We start from the raw sequence: 22,333 nt of genomic DNA, 5'->3' as shown, positions 1-22,333 counted from the left end.
TCGTCCATGCAGCACGCTACGCCCCCAACCAGCAACAAGGCTGCGCCTGCCAAAGGCAAGCGTGTCGCACCACGCCCGCTCATTCACAAGATCATGATCTGGATTTTCGGGCCTTTGTTTTTGCTGTGGACGGTAGGCATTGTCATTACCTACTTCATCGCCCAGCACATTGCGAACTCCCCTTACGACCGCACCTTGCGCGATCACCTGGACTTGTTGCGAGTGGAAATCAGCCATCAGGATCTGAGCCAGCCCATCCATTTATCGCACGGGGCACAGACAATTTTGCGTCAGGAAAGCCCGACCCCTACGCTATGGCAAATCCGCGATGCCAATGGCGAGCCACTGGCTGGCAACGCGAATTTGCCGGTTCCCGACAGTTGGGGGTATGACACCGACCTGCTGCGCTACCGGGACGTTATTCTGGACGATCAAAGCCTGCGGCTGGCCTATGTCTGGGGGGGCAAGGACAAAAACGACATGCCCTTTCTGGCGGTTGCTGCCGAAACCAATGAACATAGAGCGGTGCTACACAGAGAAATTCTGATCGGGATGCTGACACCACAATTCATTCTGGTACCGCTGGCGGCCATGCTGGCGGGCCTGGGGCTGACACATGGCCTGGAGCCGCTGAACCTGCTGCAAGCGCGCTTGCGTGCTCGTGCGCCCGGTGATTTATCGCCGGTAGATCAAGAGCAGGCACCTGCCGAAATTGTGCCGCTGATTGATGCCATGAATGGACTCCTGGCCCAGCAGGCACAATTTTCAGCCACCCAAAGGCAGTTTGTGGCCAATGCGGCCCACCAGTTGAAAACGCCGCTGGCGGGGATACGCACCCAAGCCGAACTGGCCCTGCGCGAGCGCGACCCCAAGCAGACCGAAGCCAGCTTGCAACAACTGGTACGCGGCATCGACCGGGCCACGCGCCTGGTCACCCAAATGTTGGCCTTGGCCCGTGCCGAAAGCAGCGATGTCCTGTACGCCCCTACCAAACAAACCCTGGACCTGAATACGCTGACTGAATTGCATGTAGGCCAGCGTGTGCCCGATGCCTTGAAACTGGGGCTGGATCTGGGGCTGGAAAACACGGCCAAGGCTATCCTCTTGCAAGCGGATCCGGTCCTGCTCGATGAGCTGATCAACAATTTGCTGGATAACGCCCTGATCTACACCCCTGCTGGCGGCTGGATCACCATGCGTACCGGCCAGACTCAAGGCAAGGGCTGGTTGGAAATCGAGGACAACGGCCCCGGCATTCCCACGGAACATAAAGCACGAATTTTTGATCGTTTTTATCGCATCATGGGCAACCAGGCAGACGGTAGTGGCCTGGGGCTGGCCATTGTGCGGGAGATTGCCGACATTCACGGCGCCTCCATCGACTTCATGCCACTGACTGGGGGCCAGGAAAGCGGCCTGCGCTTACGCGTCAGTTTCCCACTGTCTTTGCCTTGGAGAGCCTGAGAACATGCCCCAGACAATCACCAGTGCAACCTTCCCGAAAGCCAAGAATAAGCTGGACACCCAGGGTCGCAAAGTTATTTTTGCCTCCGCCCTGGGCACCATGTTCGAGTGGTACGACTTCTATCTGTACGGCTCCATGGCCGCCATTCTGGCGCAACACTTCTTTACCGCCGTTAATCCGACAGCCGGCTTTATCTTTGCCTTGTTAGCCTTTGCCGCCGGTTTTGCCGTACGCCCCTTTGGAGCCTTGCTCTTTGGTCGTATTGGCGACCGCGTGGGCCGCAAGTACACCTTTCTGATCACAATCTTGCTGATGGGACTGTCCACCTTTTTGGTCGGCGTACTACCGAGCTATGAAGCCATCGGGATTGCCGCCCCCATCATGCTGATCGTCCTGCGTCTGCTGCAAGGCCTGGCCATGGGTGGCGAATACGGCGGTGCCGCCACCTATGTGGCTGAGTACGCGCCCCAGCACCGTCGCGGTTTTTACACCAGCTGGATTCAGACCACCGCATCCGTGGGTTTGCTGCTGTCCCTGCTGGTCATCATGGGCATACGCAGTCTGGTCGGGGAAGAAGCATTTGTGGTTTGGGGCTGGCGCATTCCCTTTCTGATTTCCGTGCTGCTGCTGGCGATTTCCGTCTGGATACGGATGAACCTGAAAGAGTCACCTGCCTTCCAGCACATCAAGGAAGAAGGCACGCTGTCGACCTCGCCCATTACCGAATCCTTCGGGCGCTGGGCGAATCTGCGCATCGCCTTGCTGGCACTGTTCGGCCTGACGGCCGGCCAAGGCGTGGTCTGGTACACGGGGCAGTTCTACGCCTTGTTCTTCATCACCCAAATGCTGGGTTTGCATGCCACCTTGGCGCAAACCTTGATGGTAATTTCACTGCTACTGGCCACCCCGCTATTTATCTTTTTTGGCTGGCTGTCGGATCAAATCGGGCGCAAGCCCATCATCCTGACGGGCTGTTTGCTGGCCGCCCTGACCTACTACCCGGTCTTCCAGGGCCTGGCCTATTTTGCCAACCCCGCTTTGGTCCAGGCGCAGCGCAACGCGCCCGTCACTGTTATTACCGACCCGGCCAGTTGTTCCTTCCAGTTCAATCCGGTGGGCAGCCACACCTTCACCAGCTCTTGCGATATCGTGAAGTCCTACATGGCCAGCCACGCGGTCAGCTACAACAACGTCAAGGGTTCACCCGGTCAGGTGGCCCAGGTACGCATTGGCGATCATGTGATCGATGGTTTTGAAGGCGGACATCTGAGCCGCGCCGATTTTGCCCGTCACTCGCAAGAGTTGCGCAATGAGTTGACTCAGACCATGCGCCAGTACGGCTACCCGGACGGCGCAGACCCGGAGCAGATCAATAAAGTGATGCTGGTGGTTCTGCTGACCTATCTGGTGGGGCTGGTAACCGCGGTCTACGGCCCCATTGCGGCCATGCTGGTGGAGATGTTCCCGATCCGCATCCGCTACACCTCCATGAGCCTGCCTTATCACATTGGCAATGGCTGGTTCGGGGGTTTTTTGCCCACCCTGTCCTTTGCCATGATTGCCGTCACTGGCAATATTTACGATGGTTTGTGGTACCCGATTCTGATCTGTCTGGTGACGGTTGCGATTGGTGCGCCCTTTGTGCGGGAAACCCGCCATAACGACATCAATCGTTAGCCAGTCCAGGCAAAAAACGCGTTGCACCGGCCATTTCCCGCGCTCTGTCAAGCAAATGCAAGGGTCCGTAAATGGCGGGGCGGCACAGGAAGATCTGCGCGTACAATCGAACATTGCCTCGGGCTTTACGCCCGCCCTTTTTCTTCTGTTTATTTATCTTCGTATCCATGTGGTTTAAGAATCTACGCATCTATCGCCTCTCCCCCGACTGGGTATGTTCCGCCGAAGAGCTGGAAGAAGCTCTTTCCAAACACAGCTTCACCCCTGGTTCCAGCCAGGAACCGCTAAGCCTGGGCTGGGTCAGCCCACGCGAGAACAGTGCTCTGGTGCACGAAGTGAACGGTCAGTACCTGATCGCTCTGCGCGCCGAAAAGAAGCTGCTGCCCACCACAGTGATCAACCAAGTCGCTCGTGAGAAGGCTCGTGATATCGAAGAGCAGCAAGGCTACAAACCTGGCCGCAAGCAAATGAAGGAAATCAAGGAACAAGTCATTGTGGACTTGATGCCTCGTGCCTTCGCCGTCTCGCGCGACACCCGCGTCTGGCTGGATACCCGCAACCACTGGCTGGCTATTGATGCCGCGGCTACCGCCAAGAGCGACGAAGTTCTGGGCCTGCTGGCCAAGAGCGTGGAACCTTTCCCCGTGCAGCCTCTGTATACCGAGCAATCACCCGGTGCCGCCATGACCTCCTGGCTGGTGGGCGAAGAGCAACTGGCCAACTTTACTGTGGACCAGGACACTGAACTGCGCTCCACCGGCGATAGCGGTGCTGCCGTGCGCTACGTGAAGCAAAGCGCCGACATTGACGAAGTGCGCAAGCACGTTGAAGCCGGCAAGCAATGCACCCGTTTGGCCATGACCTGGGCGGATCGCATCAGCTTTGTGCTGACCGATGCGCTGGACGTCAAACGCGTGGCCCCACTGGACATCCTGACTGAAAAACAAGATGTGACGGCCGTCAACGATGACGAAATCTTTGACGCTGACATGACCTTGATGACCTCCGAGCTGGCCAAGATGATCAGCGATCTGGTCGAAGTCCTGGGCGGCGAACGCAAGTAAGCCCGGACCACACAGCCCGCTTGGCTGAACCGCCCTTCAGGCCAGCTCCTGCTGGGCGGCGCGATACACACCGGGCGTCATGCCCGTCCAATGGCGGAAAGCCCGGTGAAATGTCGCTGGCGAACTGAACTTCAAGGCGTAAGCAATTTCAGCCAGCGACATATCTTTGCGCAGCAATTTGAAAATCGCCAAATCTCGGCGCAGCTCATCCTTGATCCCCTGAAACGACAGGCCTTCATCTTGCAGCCTGCGTATCAGCGTGCGCGCCGACATATGCAATTTGCCGGACACATCCTGCAAGGTGTAGCCTAGGTCGGTATGCAAGATTTCCCGCACTTTGAGGCGCAAGGCATGCTCGTGATAGGAGGTAAAAATCCAGTCACGCGGCGCACGCTCCAGAAAGGCTCTGGCCTCAACCTGAGTGCGTTGTGGCCGTACCTGCCCCAACTCCACGCCAAACAAGATATGCGAGCACGGCGCATCAAAACTGACTGAAGCGGGAAACAGCACCGAATAGTCCGCCGCAAAAGCCGGTCTGGGAAATGCAAAGGCCACTTGCTGCACCGGCACCTCGCGCCCCATCAGCCAGGACACAATTCCGTGCGTCAGCTTCAGCATCAGTGCATGGCCGAAACGATGCACATAGGCGGTGGGATAACGCGGCACCAGCTCAATGCCCAACTCTTTATCCGTGCGTATCAGATTCAGGCTGAAATCATCCAGCAGCAGATTCCAGAACTGGGTGAAACGGTACAAGGCCACATTGATGGATGGCGCGTCCCGCACGGTGCGCACAATGTATTTCAAGGCCCCGGCGCGTATGGGCCGAGTCCAGAAACCCATCATCTCATCGCCCGTTTTCCTGGCGCTTTCCTGATACAGGCGCACCAGTTGATCACGCGTCAAACGAGCGCCGGGCCGATCAATAAAATCTTTCACGATGCCCGCCTGCTTCAGGCAATGATCCAGCACATGTTCGGAATAGCTGGTGCGCAGGCTATGAAACCAGTCCTGAACCAGATCCAGCGCCACGGTGGCCGTATGGGCTGCATCAACGGGCACCGGGAGCGTGCCGGGCAAAGCATTCATTTCCTATGACCTCTCAAAGATTGTCACTTTTTGCATATTCGACGTCAGTATTCGCTATTGGGTAAGGTGCTAAACCATCCTATGCTGACACACATAATACAAGGAGACATCACCATGTTAGGCACTGGAAATATGATGCATATGCCCTTGCTCATCAGTTCAATTCTCACCCACGCCGTAGAGAATAACCCTGAGCAGGAGATTGTTACCGCTTTGGATAATGGCGAGCTTCATCGCTACAGCTATCTTGAATTTGCCCACCGGGTTCAGGATCTGGCTCTGGGACTGCGCCGAGAAGGCCTGCAGCCCGGCGAACGCGTGGCAACTTTGGCATGGAACACCTACCGCCATCTGGAAATTTACTACGCCACTTCGGGCATCGGTCTGATCTGTCACACCGTGAACCCGCGTCTGACGCGCGAGCAAATTGCCTTCATCATCAATGATGCTCAAGACACGGTGATGTTCTACGACGAACATTTTGAAGAAATGGTCAGCTATCTGCGCGGCCAATGCCCCACCGTCAAGCAGTGGGTACGCATGGGCAGCCAGGCTCAGGGCCCCTTGGCCGATGAATACGAAAGCTGGCTGGGCAATGACAGCACGGGCTTTGAGTGGCCTGTGTTTGATGAAAATACTGCCAGCGGCCTGTGCTACACCTCCGGCACAACGGGCGATCCCAAAGGTGCCCTGTACACCCATCGCTCCACCCTCTTGCATGCCTACGCCTCGGCCCACCCGAACGCACTGTGCATTGCCAGCGCTGACGCCGTCATGCCTTTGGTCCCCATGTTTCACGTCAATGCCTGGGGCCTGCCTTACTCCGGCCTGATGTCCGGAGCCAAAATTGTTCTGCCCGGTGCAAATTTGCAGGGAGAGCGCATTTACTCCCTCTGCGAACGCGCTGGCGTCACCTTGTCCGCCGGTGTACCCACCATCTGGAAAACCGTGCTGGACTATGCCAAAGCCAATGGCAAGCAATTCACTACCCTGAGCCGCATCCTGATCGGCGGTTCCGCTTGCCCACCCAATATGATTGCCGCCTGGGCGGGCTACGGCATTACCGTGCGCCACGCCTGGGGCATGACGGAGACCTCGCCGCTGGGCACTGTTTGCCAATTGCTACCCAAACACAGCGATCTGCCCGAAGCCCAGAAGCAGCACGTGCTGGCCTCGCAAGGCCGTGCCCTGTTCGGCGCACGCCTGAAAACTGTTGACGACGAAGGCAATACCTTGCCACGCGACGGCAAGAGCAGTGGCCACCTGCTGATCCAGGGCAACTGGATCTTGGACCGCTATTACGGCAAACCCGATCTGGCCAGTGAAAACGGCTGGTTCCGCACGGGCGACGTAGGCTCCATCGACGCCGATGGCTACGTCTACATTACCGACCGCAGCAAGGATGTAATCAAGTCCGGTGGCGAATGGATCTCCTCGATCGAGATTGAGAACATCGCCATGGAAGAGCCTTTGGTTGAGCTGGCTGCCTGCATCGCCCAGGCCGACGACAAATGGGGCGAACGCCCCGTGCTGTTCGTGGTGCCACGCGAAGGCGCTGAGCTGGACGAGGCCCACATGCTGGAGCGCTATCAGGATCGCGTCACCCGCTGGTCCGTACCCGACAAAGTAATTTTCATCGACCAGATGCCGATGACGGCAACTGGAAAGATTCAAAAAATGGCACTGCGCAAAATGCTGGCGGATCAAACCGACCCCAGCTGATTTGCACCACTGCCCTCGCATTTACGTAACACAAGGAGTTTTTTATGGCCGCCCCTTTCCTGCTCACCACCGAGTTGGACAACATCGGAATTGTCACGCTGAACAAGGCGCACAAGCGCAACGCCCTGGATGAAGATGCCATTGCTGAAATTGATGCGTACTTCTCCAATATTCCCGAGCACATCCGGGTCATTCTGATGAAGGCAGAAGGCGATCATTTCTGCGCGGGCCTGGATCTGAAAGAACACCATGACAAGGAACGCGGCGCCGTGGATTTTCTGCGCGTCTGCCAAAGCTGGCACCGTGCTTTTGACAAGATCGAACACGGCGGCATCCCCGTCATTGCCTGCCTGCAAGGCGCGGTCGTGGGTGGGGGCCTGGAACTGGCTAGCGCAGCGCACATTCGCGTGGCCGACAGCAGCACCTTCTTTGCCCTGCCTGAAGGTACACGCGGCATCTTTACCGGCGGTGGCGCGACCGTTCGCACCGCAAAAATCATTTCTCCCAACCGCATGATCGAACTGATGCTGACAGGCCGCGTGCTCGATGCCGTGGAAGGAGAGCGACTGGGGCTGGCGCACTACGTGTGCAACAACGAAGCCAACCCCAAAACAGCCTATGAGCTGAGCCTGGAACTGGCCCAGCGCATTGCAGGCAATGCCATCTTGTCGAACTACGCCATTGTCAGCTCGATCAGCCGCATTGCCGATATGTCTGCCACCGATGGCCTCTTTGCCGAGGGCTTGATGGCAGCAGTAGTTCAAACCGGGCGGGACGTGCAGGAACGCTTGGGGGAGTTTGTTAATAAGAAAGCTCATAAAGTGAAGCCGACCAAATAATATCGGCCAGGCGGACATGGGCAGTAATCACAACAATACGGAGACAAAACCATGCTGTCGCATCAAGAGTTAAGCCGGCAACTAGCCGGGCTACAGGAATATGAGCAACTCAAGTCGCAGCGTCGGCGTCTGGCATTTGCCTGCGCCGGCATCTGCCTGGGGCTGACCGGCCTGTTTATCGTGACGGCCATTTTTTGGCCCGGCGTTCTAACCCATGACCTGGGCAGTGGAGGAGCTGTCAACAGCGGCATGGTGTACGGGGTAGGACTGATTCTTGTGTCCTGGTTATTAACAGGCGTGTATATCCACGTCGCCAACACGCGCTTTGATCCGCTTTGCGAACGTGTACTGGCAAAGGTGCGCCCATGAATACACAAGCGATTCTGATTTTTGCCGCCTTTGTGGTCGTGACCCTGGGCATCACCTACTGGGCCTCGTCGCGCACTCGTTCCAGCTCGGACTTTTACACCGCCGGGGGTGGCATTACCGGCACGCAAAATGGGCTGGCCATTGTGGGTGACTACATGTCCGCCGCCACCTTGCTGGGTATTTCGTCCCTGGCCTTTACCAACGGCTTTGACTCGCTGTTGTATGCGGTCTGCGCCTTCATGGGCTGGCCGGTCATCATGTTTCTGATTGCCGAGCGCTTGCGCAATCTGGGCCGCTACACCCTGAGCGACATCGTCTCGTACCGCCTGGATGAACGCAGCACTCGCATCTTTACCGCGATCAGCTCGCTGACCGTGGTGCTGTTCTACCTGATCGTGCAAATGGTCGGCGCAGGACAACTGGTGCAACTGCTGTTTGGCATCGACTACACCTATGCCGTGGTGGCCGTGGGCTTGCTCATGATGGTGTACGTCGTGGTGGGTGGCATGGTGGCAACCACCTGGGTACAAATCATCAAGGCTATCTTGATGATGGGTAATGGCTTCTTGATGGCTGGCCTGGCCCTGTACTACTTCAACTTCGACTTTTCCGCCCTGGTCAGTGCGGCGGCCGAACACCACCAGGCTGGCGCGGCCATGAAAGGCCCCTGGAAGCTGATGGCTGATCCGTTCTCGGGCCTGTCTCTGGCGGTGTCACTGGTGTTTGGTATTGCCGGTCTGCCTCACATCATGATGCGTTTCTTCACCGTGCCTGATGCACGCGCTGCCCGTAAATCGGTCTTCGTCGCAACGGGTTTGATGGGCGTCTTCTTTGTGGTGATCTGCTTCCTGGGTCTGGCTGCCATGGCCATCCTGCCCAACTACCCCGAGTTCTATGTGGACGGCAAGGTAGGCGGCATGGTGCTGGGCGGCTCGAACATGCCCATCATGCACCTGGCAACGGCTTTGGGTGGCAACCTGTTGTTTGGTTTGCTGGCCGCCGTGTCCTTTGCCACGATTCTGGCCGTGGTCAGTGGTTTGACCCTGGCCGGTGCCTCGGCAGTTGCACATGACCTGTACGCAAAAGTCATCCGCCGCGACGATGTCACACCCTCGCAAGCCATGCGCGTCAACCGTCTGGCCTCGATCGGCATTGGCATTGTCGCTATTTTCCTGGGCCTGCTGTTCCGTGACCAGAACGTGGCGTTCCTGGTTGCCCTGGCCTTCAGTATTGCCGCCTCGGCCAACTTCCCGGTCTTGCTGATGTCCATGTACTGGCGCGGCATGACCACTCGTGGTGCCATTTATGGCGGTTTGAGCGGCCTGCTTGTGGCCCTGGGTCTGGTGATTCTGTCGCCAGCCGTCTGGGTTCGCATTCTGGGCTTTTCCGAAGCTGTATTCCCTTACGACTTCCCCACCCTGATTTCCATGCCTTTGGCATTCTTCATGATTTACTTTGTATCGAAACTGGACAGCAGCCGCCGCGCCAGCGAAGACCGGGATGGCTTTGACGCCCAACAGGTCCGCGCTGAAACTGCAGTCGGTATTGCCGCTGTCTCTCACTAGATACTTGGTACTCTGGCGGTAGCCCAGCCCGATCGGGTTACCGCCCCTTGTTTTAATTCATCCCAGCAGGAGCATCACCATGACAGAGTTAAACACCCCCGAAATTGCTCACTACATCGGAGGTGGCCAGCAGGCTGGCGCCGGTACACGTACTCAACCGGTGTACAACCCGGCCACCGGCCAGGTCAGCGCCAAAGTCAAACTGGGTAGCCAGCAAGATATTGACGCCGCTGTGGCCAGCGCCCAGGCCGCTTTCCCCGCCTGGGCCGACACCCCACCGCTACGCCGCGCCCGTGTGCTGTTCAACTTTTTATCCTTGCTCAACGAGAACAAGGAAAAGCTGGCAGCCATGATTACGGCCGAGCATGGCAAGGTTCTGTCCGATGCAATGGGCGAAGTCACCCGCGGTATTGAAATTGTGGAATTTGCTTGCGGCATTCCTCAACTGCTCAAAGGCGATTTCACCGAACAAGTCAGCACCAATATCGACAACTGGACCATGCGCCAGCCCTTGGGTGTGGTGGCCGGTATCACCCCGTTCAACTTTCCTGTCATGGTGCCCATGTGGATGTTCCCCGTTGCCATCGCGGCGGGTAACACCTTTGTGCTCAAGCCCAGCCCTATCGACCCCAGCCCCAGCCTGTTCATTGCCGAACTGCTGAAAAAAGCCGGTCTGCCCGATGGCGTGTTCAACGTGGTGCAAGGTGATAAAGACGCGGTTGAGGCACTGGTCAATCACCAGGACGTGCAAGCCGTCTCCTTCGTGGGCTCCACCCCGATTGCCAATCGCATTTATGAAATGGGCGCCATCGGCGGCAAACGCGTGCAAGCCCTGGGCGGTGCCAAGAACCATCTGGTCGTCATGCCGGATGCCGACATCGACCTGACCGTGGACGCCCTGATCGGTGCCGCCTACGGCTCGGCTGGCGAGCGTTGCATGGCCATCTCGGTAGCCGTGCTGGTGGGGGACTCTGCCGAGCGCATCCTGCCCAAGCTGGAAGAACGTACTCGCAGCCTGAAGATTCTGAACGGCACCAATGCCGCCGCCGAAATGGGCCCCATCGTGACACAGCAAGCGCGCGAGCGCATCAGCAGCTGCATAGACAAAGGTGTACAGGAAGGCGCCAAACTGTTGGTCGACGGTCGCGAATTTGACGGCGCCAAAGCCGGTGAAGGTTGCGAGAACGGCTTCTGGATGGGTGGCACCCTGTTCGATCACGTCACCCCCGACATGAGCGTGTATCAGGAAGAAATTTTCGGCCCTGTGCTGTGCTGCGTACGCGTACCGGATCTGGCCAGTGCCATTGAACTGATCAACAAGCACCAGTTCGGCAACGGCGTAGCGTGCTTTACCAGCGACGGCAACGTGGCCCGTGAATTTGGCCGCCGCATCCACGTGGGTATGGTTGGTATCAACGTGCCAATTCCAGTGCCAATGGCCTGGCACGGTTTTGGTGGCTGGAAGAAGAGCCTGTTTGGCGATATGCACGCTTATGGTGAAGAAGGTGTCCGCTTTTACACCCGCCAGAAATCCATCATGCAGCGCTGGCCTGAAAGCATCTCCAAGGGTGCGGAATTCGCCATGCCTACGTCCAAGTAAATCACGAACAAAAAACCGGGGCTCTGAATCAGAGCCCCGGTTTTTTTAATGCTTGCGTGTACTTAGCGCTGACACCTGCTCAACTTAGTACATGCCGTGGAAAACCGCATCATCAGGACCGATGTGCGAAGGAGGATTCCAGGTCACATCGCGCATGGAATGCTGCACCAGCGTTTCCACACCCAGCAGCACAGCAAAAATCGCCATACGCACGGGAATACCATTGTCAGCCTGACGGAAGATGGCCAGTCGAGGGTCGTGGTTCAGATCCACGCTCAAATCATGGGCACCTTCACGGCTATCGCGTGGCAGTGGGTGCATCACGATTACATCGGGGCCGCAGCAGCGGTCAATAATGGCTTTATTGACCTGGAAGTCGGCCGTGAAGCTGCCGTCCTGCCCTTCTTCGAAGCGCTCTTTCTGCACACGCGTAGCGTAAATAACATCCACACCAGGCAAGCCCTTTTCCAGGGACGTCGTCTGCTCGATGACGTGCTTACCTTGCTTGGCCACCTGCTCCACAATGTGCTCGGGCATTTCCAGGCCGGGGGGCGAGATCAGGGTGAACTTCAGGCCACGGTACATACCCAGCAACTTGATCAGGGAGTGCACGGTACGGCCATATTTCAGATCCCCTACCAGGGCGATATGTGCGCCATCCAGCAACTTGCCCAGGCGGGAGAACTCCGTGCTGATGGTGTACAGATCCAGCAAGGCCTGGCTGGGGTGTTCGCCCGCGCCGTCACCACCGTTCACCACAGGAATATTGGTGGCACGCGCAAATTCCGCGACCGAACCTTGCTCAGGGTGACGAATCACCATGGCATCCACATAGCCGCTCATGACGCGGCTGGTGTCGTAAATGGATTCGCCTTTGGCCATGGAAGAAAAGGTAAAGCCAGTGGTATCGCACACCGAACCACCCAGGCGGCAGAAGGCCGAGCCGAAGCTGACGCGAGTACGGGTGGAGGCTTCAAAAAACAGGTTACCCAGCACCGCCCCTTCCAGCACGCGCGACACTTTTTGACGGCGGGCGATGGGCTGCATGATATCAGCCAGGCTGCACAGTTCTTCCACGGTTTCGCGGGTGAACTGGTCTACGGACAAGAGCTGATGCTTGCCGCCGGTGGCAATACGGTCACGCAAAGGACCGGACTGTGCGCTTTGCGCATACTTGCTCAGCAAGGCTTCGTTTTCCACGATTTCCGTGACAAAACGCTGCACCACTTCGGGCATGGCCCGCGACTCCAAAGAGCCTTCAGGCAGCAGCCAGGTATCCAGTGCACGACGCTTCACCCCAATACGTGCCGCAAAAACGTCACGAGTCAGGTTCAGGCGACGCATTGCATCACGCAAAAAAACTTGTTGGGAGACGGCCATATCAGCTCTCGCTTATGAAATATACGCAATGCGCACATTTTAAGACTGCGACTGATAAAAAAGCGAGCAAGAATTGAGACTATTGCAGAAAATACAACGACACTCTACGCAGCAGGCTTGAAACGCTGCTGTCTGAACGTAGCGTTCAAATGGAAGGCAAGCTAAGGATGTTGCCGATAAGGCATGGTGTAGGGCTGGGCTTCGTCATTATTGGGAACGACAAAACCGTCGTAATCTTGCTGGCCGGAGGTAAGCCACTCGCTATGCTGATAGGCAAAATCGGCCAGGCCCAAGGTACCCCATACGCCAATTACAAAAAGAGCCAGGCTCAAGGCCAGAAAGAAGGCCGAACAGAAACCGGGTATCCAGGCCCAGCGTCGCCCTGCTTTGGAGCTGTGCCACGCCAGGGTCCAGTGACTCCAGCACAAGGCCAGAAACGCCGAAACCAGCCCCATCAGAAAAACGAACAAGGGCAGGCGCAAAAAAGCGGGGACGAAAACAGATCCAATCGCTCCAGTGCCCATCAGCATGATGAACAGCAGCGCAGCCCCATGCAGGCAGACCAGAACCCGAAAAGAAAGAATATAAAAAGCGAGACTGCCTGGCGGGGTCACCATACCGACTTTCCTGTTAGTAACAAGAGCGGCGGGTTTGCACCCACCGCGTTTTTCAAAAAGCCGGGCATGGGTGAACCCAGGACCAGGACAGCATTCAGACGAGCCAGCAGCGCTTACTTCTTACCGTTGGTCTGGGTAGCCTGTGGACCGGCAATCGCGCGGGCAGCAGCCAAAGCGTTAGCTTCCGTACCGACCATGAAAATCAGACGGCCATCTTTAACGGGCGAACCGTAAGCAGGGGCAGCCAGCATGGTGTCACCCACGACCAAAGCCAGACGCTTTTTGGGGAACTGAGTGGTAACTTGCAGCAGACGCTGAGCAGCCTCTGGAGTCAGATCCAAAGCCAGCAAACCTTCTTTGCTGTCGTTGGTGCCGGCTTGCACGCCAACCAGATCCTCACGCACCACCACGGCACGCGGATTCACAAACAAGACACCATTAGGTTGCACGTCGACACGTGCCCAACCCGCTTGTTCCTGAGTATCAGCCAGGAAGATCTGTACAGGCGCAGCTTGCTGCTCGGCACCAGCTTGAGCCTGAGGCTGCTGGGCACCCGTCGCAGGCGTGGAGGGAGTGGTTTGCGTTGCGGCGCTGGAGGTGCCAGCTTTGTCGCTCGGCTTTTCTTGAACGGTTTGACAAGCGGCCAAGGCGACCAGGCCAACAGGAGCCAAAATTCGAGCGAGTGTGCGTAAAGTCATCATAGTGAAGTTCCCCCCTCTCTTTACGAAGAATCAATAAGGATAGCAGTGTATCAGTCATGTAAAAGCGCAAGCGGTTAATCTTTGTTAAAGCTTGTCATTTGCGCACCCCTAATTTGTACGCTGACTTGATCCATTAGGCGACCTTGTTCGGTTTTCAATTCAATGCGCAGCGTTCCGGGTACCAATGGAATTCGCAGCTGCGCCCCCTTCCCTGCTTCTACTCCCTGCACCCACCATACCAAGGGCTCGGTAATCTGCCCTTGGGCCAACAAACGCAATTGCTGGTTTTGCGGTGGAATATCCGGGTCCAGCGCGAAAATGGTGCCATTGACCGGCTCGCGGATACGGGCCGGGCCGGCATAGGCCAGATTCACATCACTTAATTCCACACGATCGGTCTGTGTGCCTTCAACAAAAAACTCTTCCCGGCCAGGCTCCATGGCGGGTACAAACTCAATCTGGCGCACCTGCACCTGGGCAGGCATGGCCGTTTGACGACCGGGGCGACGCTGGTTCAAGAGCGAAATCACCTCGTGCCAGATCGGGGCTGCCCCGCTGACACCTGATACATCTTGCATACTTTGACCAGCACTATTTCCCACCCAAACGCCAACGGTATAGTGCTCTGTCCAACCCAGGGCCCAGTTGTCACGCATGTCTTTACTGGTCCCGGTTTTAACCGCACTCCAAAATGGTGTACTCAAGGCACTGTCCAATCCAAAGGTCAGCACCCGAGCCTGACGGTCCGACAACATATCACCCACAATCCAGCTGGCACCCTCATCCATCACAGAATGAAAGGGAGCGGATTGCTGATCCATACGTGTTTGCACGGCTTGCGTCTGGCCCAAATTGGCCAGTGCACGGTAAGCATTGGTCAGTTCCAGCAAGGTGACATCGGCGCTGCCCAAAGCCAGGCTATACCCATAGAAATCGCCATCCTGGCGCAGATTCAGGCCCAGTGCACGCAGGCGATCCACCAAGTTGGCAGGCCCCAGCATGGTCAGCACACGCACAGCAGGAATGTTCAGGGAAGAAGCCAGAGCATTGCGCGCACTGACCCAGCCCACAAACTGCTTATCGTAGTTTTGCGGGATATACAGGCCATTGCCGGTGGACAGATTCAGCGGCGAATCCTCCAGCAAGGATGCGGCGGTCAACAGGCGCTTTTCAATCGCCATCTCATACAAAAAGGGCTTGAGCGTGGAACCGGCTTGCCGCAAGGAACGGGCATGGTCTACCTCGGCCGCCTCGGACAGATCGCCACTGGAACCCACATAGGCCAGGACCTGTCCGCTATGGTTATCCAGCACCACCACCGCAGAATCCTGAACACGTGCGGTGCGCAGATCCAGCAAGTGGCGCCGCATACTGGCTTGCACTTGAGTTTGCAGGCGCGTATCCAAGGTCGTACGAATACTGTCACCGGCCTTGATTTCAGGATTCTGATCCAGAACCCAACGGGCAAAATGAGGGGCCAGTTGGGCTTGCCCCAAAGGGGCCTGTCCGGCCCGGCGCAAAGCCACCGGCACCAGATTACTTAATTCTCGACATAGTTCGGCGCGTCCCATCTCTTGCAGGGTCGTACACGCCCGGCGCTCGACCATCAAGGCCGAGGCATTGGGGCCGCGCAGCAAAACTGCGGCAATGGCAGATTCGCGTGCATCCAGCGCAGCGGCCTGCTTTTGAAACAAGGTACGCGCCATCGCGTCCACCCCGACCAGCTCACCCCGAAAAGCCACCTGATTCAGATAGGCTTCCAGAATTTCCGGCTTGGTCCAGGTGTCTTCCAGCGACTGGGCGGCCACCACCTGATCCAGCTTTTGCCAGACCGAGCGTCCACCTCGACCACCAATCAAATCCTGATCCATCAGGCCGGCCAGCTGCATGGTAATCGTAGAAGCACCGCGACTGCGTCCGGCAAACAGGCCATCCCACGCGGCGGAGCCCACTGATAACCAGTCCACCCCACCGTGAGATTCAAAACGGCGGTCTTCAGACACCAGGACCGCCATTTGCAAGGCCGGAGAAATTTGCTCCAGCGCGACCCAATCGCCGCGCCGTTGACGAAAGTCCAGACGGACTCGCTGGACAAGCTGGCCCTGACGATCCAGGACCTGCACATCGGACGATCGGTAAGCTTGCCGAACTTCCTTGTAGCTGGGCATGGCCTGCCCGGGACTGGCCCACAGGGCTAGTCCCACCACCAGCAGTCCTGCTTTAATTGGCTGGTGCATCCACAACTTCCAGAACTTGCTCGTTAGGCCAGACAGCAAACACGTCGGGCTCGTACAGGGCTTCAGCACGGCTGGCTGGCAGCACGAACTGACCCACTGTATTCAGACGCACCGTGTAGCTGACTTCGGTCGTGCCTTCTTCAAAGCGCTCGTAGTAAGCACGGTAGCCATCAAAGCGGCGTTCGACAAAGCTGGGCCAATGACCGGACTGCTCTTCACCGGCCGTTGCCATGGCAGAGTCGCGACCCAGGCCGCTGCCCAGGATAGTGGCACCGGCAGGAATCGGGTCCGACACCACCACCCAGCTTGCCTGACCTTGAGCCTTGACCTTGATCTTCACGCGCATGATGTCGCCACGACTCCACACACCGGGTTTGGCCTGCTCCACGGCTTCGATGTGACGCTCCATGCTCAAACCAGCCGCAACAGGCTTGGTCACGGGCACCGCAGCCAGGGAGCGAACTTCGATCCAGGCCTTGCCCTCACCCATTTGCTCAACGCTCAGGTTATCGGCCTGATCGCCGCGCCAAGGCACATCAATCCTGGAAGAGCGCACACCCTGACCGTCAGGTTTGAGCATGTCCCAATCCACCACCTGGGCACTTTCCGAGCCCAGAATCACCATGGACTGACCGCTAGGGTTCTGTTCGTGATGACGGCTGAACTGTTCAATAGCCAAACTACCCAAGAGGTTTTCAGTGGTCATGCGCCATGCACCACGTTGCTGCTCCGCCAACAGACCTTGGGCCAGACGAGGCATGTCCTCGGTCCAGTCCGACATTTCATTGGCCAGCAGCATCAGGCGAGCCTGGTTGGTCACGCGGCTGGTCATGGCCCATGGGCTGCCGTTAAGCGCATCCTCACCAAAGACCAGACGGGTACCACGGCTGACCAGACGTGCCTGAATCAGATTCATGGCTTCTTTACGTGTCTGCTCGGCTTTCTTGATGCCCGGCAAACGCTGAGTCAGATCCACCCAGGCCAGCAGGATTTCAGTAGGCCAGCTTTGCAGGTTCAGTTCCACCGAATCCAGCATGTTGACGCGAGCACGGCCGTACTTGGCCAGCACGGCCGTCGCACGAATCACTTCGAGATCCCGCTCCTGGCGAGAGACCGTTTGCATGCTCGGGATACGACCATTCACCACGTTTTCCAGCGCTTGCAGCATCTCGTTGCGGAAGCCGTCCGGGATGGGATAGTTCAAGCCCATGGATTCCGCAATGTAGCTGATATCCAGGATGTAGCTGGTCAACACGCGGCTACCCCACCCATAGCTACTGGGGAAGTAACGCAACAAACCATTCTCGTCCATATAAGACGGCATGCGCTGCATCAGGCCAGCCCACGCCTCTTCGGAACGCAGGCCCATGTAACGTGAGGCTTGCTGTTCAAAGCAACTGTAAGGATAGCGTTCAAACCAGGCACGCACTCCTTCCATACCGCCACCCAAGGAGGAACGGAACAACATTTGCAGACCACCTTGAACCACGCCTTGTTCGTTCTTCAAGGCACCGGCCGGTGCCTGCACCGACATGTTCAATGGCTCATCCATACCCACGGCAACCAGTGTTCCCTGCTGAACCGTAACCGGGGTCGCGGTAAAGACTTCCTGCTTGATTGCAAGGCTGTCTTTGGCAGCCTTGCCCGTGGCGCCGGACTGCTGAACTTCCTGTGCATCCACCGTCCACTCCATCTGGTGCGAATCAGCTGAACCGCTGGACAGTGGAACCGACATGGGCCAGGAAACCACTTTAGCCGAGCCCGAAGCCAGCTCAACGGTTTGCTCTGGCAAGGCCGCCGAGGGCAAGCCTTTACCACGGTACTGCGCCTGCACCTTCACGGTCATGGCACGTGGGCTGCTGTTACGCAGCGTCACTTGGGCCTGGTAATCATCACCCTCACGAGCAATGGCTGGCAAACCGGAAATGATTTGCAGGTCTTGCGTTGTGACGATCTGAGCCGAACCACTACCAAAGCGGTCGCCCGCCAGATCGGCGACGGCCACAATCCGGTATTGGGTCAGGGAGTCTTTCAGCGGCACGGTCACCGTTGCGCGACCTTGTACGTCCAGCTCCACATTGCCTTTCCACAGCAGCAAAGTATCCAGCAATTCACGAGTGGGGCTCTTGCCACCGCCACCACCCGCTGCGACAGCCTTGCGACCATAGTGACGACGACCCACGATTTCAGACTGCGCCGTGGCGGTCTGCACGTTGTAGCCGCGCAAGGCACGCATGGCGTTGAGCAGGTTCCAGCTATTGTTCGGGCTCAGTTCCAGCAAGGCTTGATCCACAGCCGCCAAGGCCACGGACGCACCGGCTGCCGGTGTGCCATCGGACTTGAGGACCTGAATATCAACCTTGGCCTGCTCACGAATCGCGTACTGGCTGCGATCCGTCGTTACCTTCACATCCAGCGCATCTTGCTGGCTGCTGACTTCAATGCTGGCCAGACCAAAACGATAGCTAGGCTTGGACAAGTCCACGGTAGTTGTCGGGGCAACAAATTCACCACCGCCTTCCGAGTAGGCTTTGTACCAAGTCAGAGGCTGACTCCAGCCCCAGCTAAAGAAAGAGTACCAAGGCACTTCACGCAGACGGCCACGCAGAACCAGCACGGACACGTAAACGTTCGGCCCCCATTCGGGCTTGATCTCCACGCTGACGTTAGGGCTGTCGCCTTCCAGCTGAACCACTTGAGCCTGCAAGACACCTTCACGCTCCACCGACACCAGGGCCGTGGCCTCGCGGAACGGCATGCGCACCTGGAACTCGGCTGTCTCGCCAGGAGCCCAAACTTTCTTCGCAGGAATCACGTCGATACGGTCATCGTTCTGACCACCGAACCACAGGTAACCGGAGCCACTGACCCAGACGGTGCTGGCAGCAACGGACTCGCGGCCTTCGCCATCACGTGCAATGGCACGCAGCTCGACCTGACCGCCCTTCTCCAGTTTCACATCACACTGCACCAGACCCTGATCGTCGCTGCGACCTTCGCAGATCGTGCCCAGGTCTTCGCGCTGCTCCTGATTGTCGTAGCTGTAGAAGCCACCCACCATACGCTTGCGGATCGAGAAACGCTGCACATTGGCCGCCTCAATACGCACAGGCACGTTTTTCAGTGGCTTGCCGTCCGGGCTCACCGCGATAGCCGAGAGCTTGGTGGACGAGCCGGCTGCCAACCAGCTACCTGCACGCAGACCCACCACTACATCGGCCGGCCATACGGATACGGTTTGGGTCAAGGTTTGAATTTCACCGTTCGGATCGGCAAAAGTGGCTTCTACCAGAAATTCGGAAGGACGATCCACCGCAGGCAACTCATCCAGCGTGGCACGCAAACCACCCTGTGCATCCAGCTGAAAGCGCTTCTTGTTCAGGAAAACACGGGAGTCCGAGACATCAGACTGTTCAACTTTCTCGGGAGGGACAAAGCTGAAATCGTCATAGGCGCTGAAGGACGTTCCTGCCGAGCGGACGACCGCCGACAACTGAACCGGCAAGTAATCGGCCGGGCCACCAGACAGGTACTGCAACTGCAGGTCGGCCTGCAGTTCTTTGGGTTTGACCAGATAAGGACGATCCTGACCGTCACCCAGCTTGATACTGCCGCCCAACACAGGCAGCTTGAACTGCTCTACGCGGAACTCGCCGAAGTTGAAGTACTGATCCTCGCCTTCGGTTCGCAAGCGATACACACCCAGCTCGGCGTCCTTGGGGATTTTCCAGTCGGTCAGAGCAAATACGCTGCCTGCCGCTGTCTTTTGCCACTTCAAGGGCAGCTCAATTCGCTTGCCGCTGCCATCGTGCTCGACAATCATGGTGTCGGGATAGCGAGCTGGAGCCTTGAAACCGTCACGCACGCGTTCGCGTACATAGTGTTTCATATGGGCCACTTCACCCGCACGGAACAGATTGCGATCCATCACAGTGTGAGCAATGGCCTCATCGCGACCGCCCCAGTTGTAAGGCACATTGAAGCGCCAAGGCTCGATACCCGAATTCCACTCGCTCAAGGCAAAGCTGAAATCATCTTTACCACGAGCCATGGGGTTGTTCTTGTCGATTCGCGCCGTCACGAACAAACCGGACAAGCTGGTTTCCTGGCAGTAATCCGGGCTGGACACCGCCTGCGGGTGATGGAACATCCCATTCTCGTCTGTTTCACCTTGCAGCAGCTCTTCACCACGGCAGTTCATCACGCGAATTTTCGCGCCGGGCACGACTTTGGCATCATCCAGTGTCGTGACCCAGACCAGCAAATCGTCACCACCTTTCTTGATATGCACACCCAGGTTGGTCACCAGCACAGAGCTACGCACGTACATGGTACCGGCCGCCTCCAGCAAGGAAGCTCCCAGACGTGGAGAAGCGACTTCCAGAACATGGAAACCAGGCTCTTTCAGCGGCACGCCAATCAATTCAAAAGGACGCTCGCCTTTTTGATCCATGCCGGGCAAGTCCAGCTTCTTCAGATCCTTGCCTTGCAACAGGGGCTGAGCACGCAGATCCAGGTAGCCGTTCTCATTCAAAGGAGCGGTGACATGGAAGTCACTACCCATCATGGTCTTCAGATAGTCGGGGGTGACCGACCAGGAATAGTTCAGCTGGCGCAGACGGGAGAACCAGGTCAGAACTTCCTTGTCGTCCTTCACGGCAAGAGCCCCCACCTGACCGGCGGACACCAGCATTTGCTGAGTTGTCAGATTGGCTTCGACATTACGCAGGCTCAAGCCAATGGCTGGCGGATCGGAATCGTCCGATCCGTCACGATCAGCATGGCCGAAACGCTCCACAATCCCGAAAGGCTCCACCGCAAATTTCACCAGCGGCGGATAGGTCGTGGTGCTCATGCCGTTGCTCAGCACTTGCGGGTTCTTCAGGGGGCGACCCGCATCGTCCGTCAGACCGTCCGGAATCTTGACCGTCAGCTTGGCGTTTTCGGGGAAAGGCCCCTCGAAACGTACGTACTGGCCAGGGCCACGATCCTGCCATGCCTCGTCGCTATCAGACTTGGGCTCCCAAACCTGCTTGCCAGCCTCCAAACGAATCTGGCTCAAGTACTCGTAAGCGACAGGCGCGGAGAACTGAACACCGAAGCTGCCAACCGGCGTGCAAGGCGCTTCTGCGCGCTCACGCATGCAAGTGAGCGAGGCGGTAAACTCGGGGCGCACGTTGTAATCGTAGGTATAGCGGTCCGTATTAGGGACGCCCTTGCGATTCTCAATCTGGGTCATGATGCCCGGCTCCAGCACCACCGACACGCTGGCATCCGCTGGCAGGGGACGCGCACACTGGACGGCCTGGTATCGGTCGTCTACCTCGTCCACATAGAACTCGGCGCGAACCATGGCATCGCGCTCGGCACCCTCAATGGCTTTCAAGCCAATACGCTCGCCAATACCCTCTACCCGGCAATAGCCGTTCTTGACTAAAGAGGCGCTATTAACCGGCGCATTGAAGCTGAATAGAAAGGCCTGGTCTTCATCAATAATGTTGTAATACGGGCGGTTGCTTTCCAGAATGGCGCCGCCTGAATTAAAACGATATTGAGCTGGTCCGCTAATCGCTTCATTATTGATGCTGCGAAAACTTTTGGACACGACGGCCGTACAACTCAAGCCTGGTCCTGGACGCTCGTCGAATTCATAAATCCAGCGGCGCGAATCAAGCCAACGGCCCTGACCGACTACCGAAGGATCATCACACTGCACCTGAACGGGTGCAGGCAATTGCGAATCCCCAAAATGAACTGCGGGTGTGGCAAAGGTGACTTTGACATCCCGCAAATCCGATGTCGCCCCTTGGGGCGAGAAACTGCTTATCGTAATGGCTTGGGCGCTACTGACACCCAGCAAGAACATCAAACCCAGCAAAGACTGGCGATGCATCGTTCTTCCCCTATGGAATGTGCTATTTTCGGCGCCAGTTTAATAGAAATCAGACCCTCTGAGCGTGTCTGACTAGCCCCGAAAGCGCATAAAGAATGCCACCAAGTGCAACAGA

At 57.4% G+C, this 22,333-nt stretch carries 14 protein-coding genes; 8 read left to right on the top strand and 6 right to left on the bottom strand.

Features of this window, described 5'->3' with window-relative positions:
* Nucleotides 1-6 precede the first annotated feature (6 nt).
* The 3 genes from WFM49_RS03395 (at nucleotide 7) to WFM49_RS03385 (ending at nucleotide 4,206) form a co-directional block, all read left to right on the top strand.
* Nucleotides 7-1,464 carry a sensor histidine kinase gene (locus tag WFM49_RS03395; RefSeq protein ID WP_009461774.1) on the top strand — a complete coding sequence of 486 codons (1,458 nt, stop codon included), beginning with the start codon at nucleotides 7-9 and terminating at the stop codon, nucleotides 1,462-1,464.
* Nucleotides 1,465-1,468: 4 nt separating this feature from the next.
* Nucleotides 1,469-3,142, top strand: a complete 1,674-nt coding sequence (locus WFM49_RS03390) for an MFS transporter (protein WP_009461773.1) — start codon at nucleotides 1,469-1,471, stop codon at nucleotides 3,140-3,142.
* Nucleotides 3,143-3,309: 167 nt separating this feature from the next.
* Nucleotides 3,310-4,206 carry a recombination-associated protein RdgC gene (locus WFM49_RS03385; protein ID WP_254499060.1) on the top strand — a complete coding sequence of 299 codons (897 nt, stop codon included), beginning with the start codon at nucleotides 3,310-3,312 and terminating at the stop codon, nucleotides 4,204-4,206.
* A gap of 36 nt (nucleotides 4,207-4,242) precedes the next feature.
* Here WFM49_RS03385 and WFM49_RS03380 read toward each other — a convergent pair whose 3' ends face one another.
* A complete protein-coding gene (locus WFM49_RS03380) occupies nucleotides 4,243-5,295 on the bottom strand; it encodes an AraC family transcriptional regulator (RefSeq protein ID WP_009461767.1) in 1,053 nt (350 codons plus the stop codon).
* Nucleotides 5,296-5,409: 114 nt separating this feature from the next.
* Between WFM49_RS03380 and WFM49_RS03375 the strand changes: the two genes are divergently transcribed.
* From WFM49_RS03375 to WFM49_RS03355, 5 genes are all read left to right on the top strand, one after another.
* Nucleotides 5,410-7,017: a long-chain-fatty-acid--CoA ligase gene (locus WFM49_RS03375; RefSeq protein WP_250755817.1), complete on the top strand. Its 1,608-nt coding sequence runs from the start codon at nucleotides 5,410-5,412 to the stop codon at nucleotides 7,015-7,017.
* A gap of 44 nt (nucleotides 7,018-7,061) precedes the next feature.
* Nucleotides 7,062-7,856 carry a crotonase/enoyl-CoA hydratase family protein gene (locus WFM49_RS03370; protein WP_009461766.1) on the top strand — a complete coding sequence of 265 codons (795 nt, stop codon included), beginning with the start codon at nucleotides 7,062-7,064 and terminating at the stop codon, nucleotides 7,854-7,856.
* Nucleotides 7,857-7,907: 51 nt separating this feature from the next.
* A complete protein-coding gene (locus WFM49_RS03365) occupies nucleotides 7,908-8,225 on the top strand; it encodes a DUF485 domain-containing protein (RefSeq protein ID WP_009461765.1) in 318 nt (105 codons plus the stop codon).
* Nucleotides 8,222-9,790: a cation/acetate symporter ActP gene (gene actP, locus WFM49_RS03360; RefSeq protein ID WP_009461764.1), complete on the top strand. Its 1,569-nt coding sequence runs from the start codon at nucleotides 8,222-8,224 to the stop codon at nucleotides 9,788-9,790. Before WFM49_RS03365 ends, actP begins: the two co-directional genes overlap by 4 nt.
* 79 nt (nucleotides 9,791-9,869) lie before the next feature.
* Complete coding sequence (locus WFM49_RS03355) at nucleotides 9,870-11,390, top strand: CoA-acylating methylmalonate-semialdehyde dehydrogenase (protein WP_060185191.1); 1,521 nt, start codon at nucleotides 9,870-9,872, stop codon at nucleotides 11,388-11,390.
* An 84-nt stretch (nucleotides 11,391-11,474) separates the two neighbouring features.
* Here WFM49_RS03355 and WFM49_RS03350 read toward each other — a convergent pair whose 3' ends face one another.
* From WFM49_RS03350 to WFM49_RS03330, 5 genes are all read right to left on the bottom strand, one after another.
* Nucleotides 11,475-12,770 (bottom strand): aspartate carbamoyltransferase, encoded by a 1,296-nt coding sequence (locus WFM49_RS03350; protein ID WP_026483408.1) that lies wholly within the window; start codon nucleotides 12,768-12,770, stop codon nucleotides 11,475-11,477.
* Nucleotides 12,771-12,931: 161 nt separating this feature from the next.
* Complete coding sequence (locus WFM49_RS03345; RefSeq protein ID WP_021446511.1) at nucleotides 12,932-13,387, bottom strand: hypothetical protein; 456 nt, start codon at nucleotides 13,385-13,387, stop codon at nucleotides 12,932-12,934.
* Between the two features lie 113 nt (nucleotides 13,388-13,500).
* The gene (locus WFM49_RS03340; protein ID WP_009461761.1) at nucleotides 13,501-14,088 is read right to left on the bottom strand and encodes a hypothetical protein; all 588 of its coding nucleotides are present in this window, start codon (nucleotides 14,086-14,088) and stop codon (nucleotides 13,501-13,503) included.
* Nucleotides 14,089-14,162: 74 nt separating this feature from the next.
* Nucleotides 14,163-16,325: a penicillin-binding protein 1C gene (gene pbpC, locus WFM49_RS03335; protein ID WP_336971640.1), complete on the bottom strand. Its 2,163-nt coding sequence runs from the start codon at nucleotides 16,323-16,325 to the stop codon at nucleotides 14,163-14,165.
* A complete protein-coding gene (locus tag WFM49_RS03330; protein WP_336971638.1) occupies nucleotides 16,309-22,218 on the bottom strand; it encodes an alpha-2-macroglobulin family protein in 5,910 nt (1,969 codons plus the stop codon). Before WFM49_RS03330 ends, pbpC begins: the two co-directional genes overlap by 17 nt.
* Nucleotides 22,219-22,333: the final 115 nt, after the last annotated feature.

Origin of the sequence: Alcaligenes sp. PF14 (assembly GCF_037150615.1) — a bacterium.
In the GTDB taxonomy this organism is placed as follows: domain Bacteria; phylum Pseudomonadota; class Gammaproteobacteria; order Burkholderiales; family Burkholderiaceae_B; genus Alcaligenes; species Alcaligenes phenolicus.
The sequence above is the reverse complement of the archived record's forward strand: the minus strand, read 5'-3'. Positions and strand labels throughout refer to the sequence as shown.

Bases quoted from the DNA above. Each gene is read 5' to 3' on its own strand.
- WFM49_RS03395 (WP_009461774.1), top strand. From the start codon at position 7: ATGCAGCACGCTACGCCCCCAACCAGCAACAAGGCTGCGCCTGCCAAA.
- WFM49_RS03390 (WP_009461773.1), top strand. From the start codon at position 1,469: ATGCCCCAGACAATCACCAGTGCAACCTTCCCGAAAGCCAAGAATAAG.
- WFM49_RS03385 (WP_254499060.1), top strand. From the start codon at position 3,310: ATGTGGTTTAAGAATCTACGCATCTATCGCCTCTCCCCCGACTGGGTA.
- WFM49_RS03380 (WP_009461767.1), bottom strand. From the start codon at position 5,295: ATGAATGCTTTGCCCGGCACGCTCCCGGTGCCCGTTGATGCAGCCCAT.
- WFM49_RS03375 (WP_250755817.1), top strand. From the start codon at position 5,410: ATGTTAGGCACTGGAAATATGATGCATATGCCCTTGCTCATCAGTTCA.
- WFM49_RS03370 (WP_009461766.1), top strand. From the start codon at position 7,062: ATGGCCGCCCCTTTCCTGCTCACCACCGAGTTGGACAACATCGGAATT.
- WFM49_RS03365 (WP_009461765.1), top strand. From the start codon at position 7,908: ATGCTGTCGCATCAAGAGTTAAGCCGGCAACTAGCCGGGCTACAGGAA.
- actP (WP_009461764.1), top strand. From the start codon at position 8,222: ATGAATACACAAGCGATTCTGATTTTTGCCGCCTTTGTGGTCGTGACC.
- WFM49_RS03355 (WP_060185191.1), top strand. From the start codon at position 9,870: ATGACAGAGTTAAACACCCCCGAAATTGCTCACTACATCGGAGGTGGC.
- WFM49_RS03350 (WP_026483408.1), bottom strand. From the start codon at position 12,770: ATGGCCGTCTCCCAACAAGTTTTTTTGCGTGATGCAATGCGTCGCCTG.
- WFM49_RS03345 (WP_021446511.1), bottom strand. From the start codon at position 13,387: ATGGTGACCCCGCCAGGCAGTCTCGCTTTTTATATTCTTTCTTTTCGG.
- WFM49_RS03340 (WP_009461761.1), bottom strand. From the start codon at position 14,088: ATGATGACTTTACGCACACTCGCTCGAATTTTGGCTCCTGTTGGCCTG.
- pbpC (WP_336971640.1), bottom strand. From the start codon at position 16,325: ATGCACCAGCCAATTAAAGCAGGACTGCTGGTGGTGGGACTAGCCCTG.
- WFM49_RS03330 (WP_336971638.1), bottom strand. From the start codon at position 22,218: ATGCATCGCCAGTCTTTGCTGGGTTTGATGTTCTTGCTGGGTGTCAGT.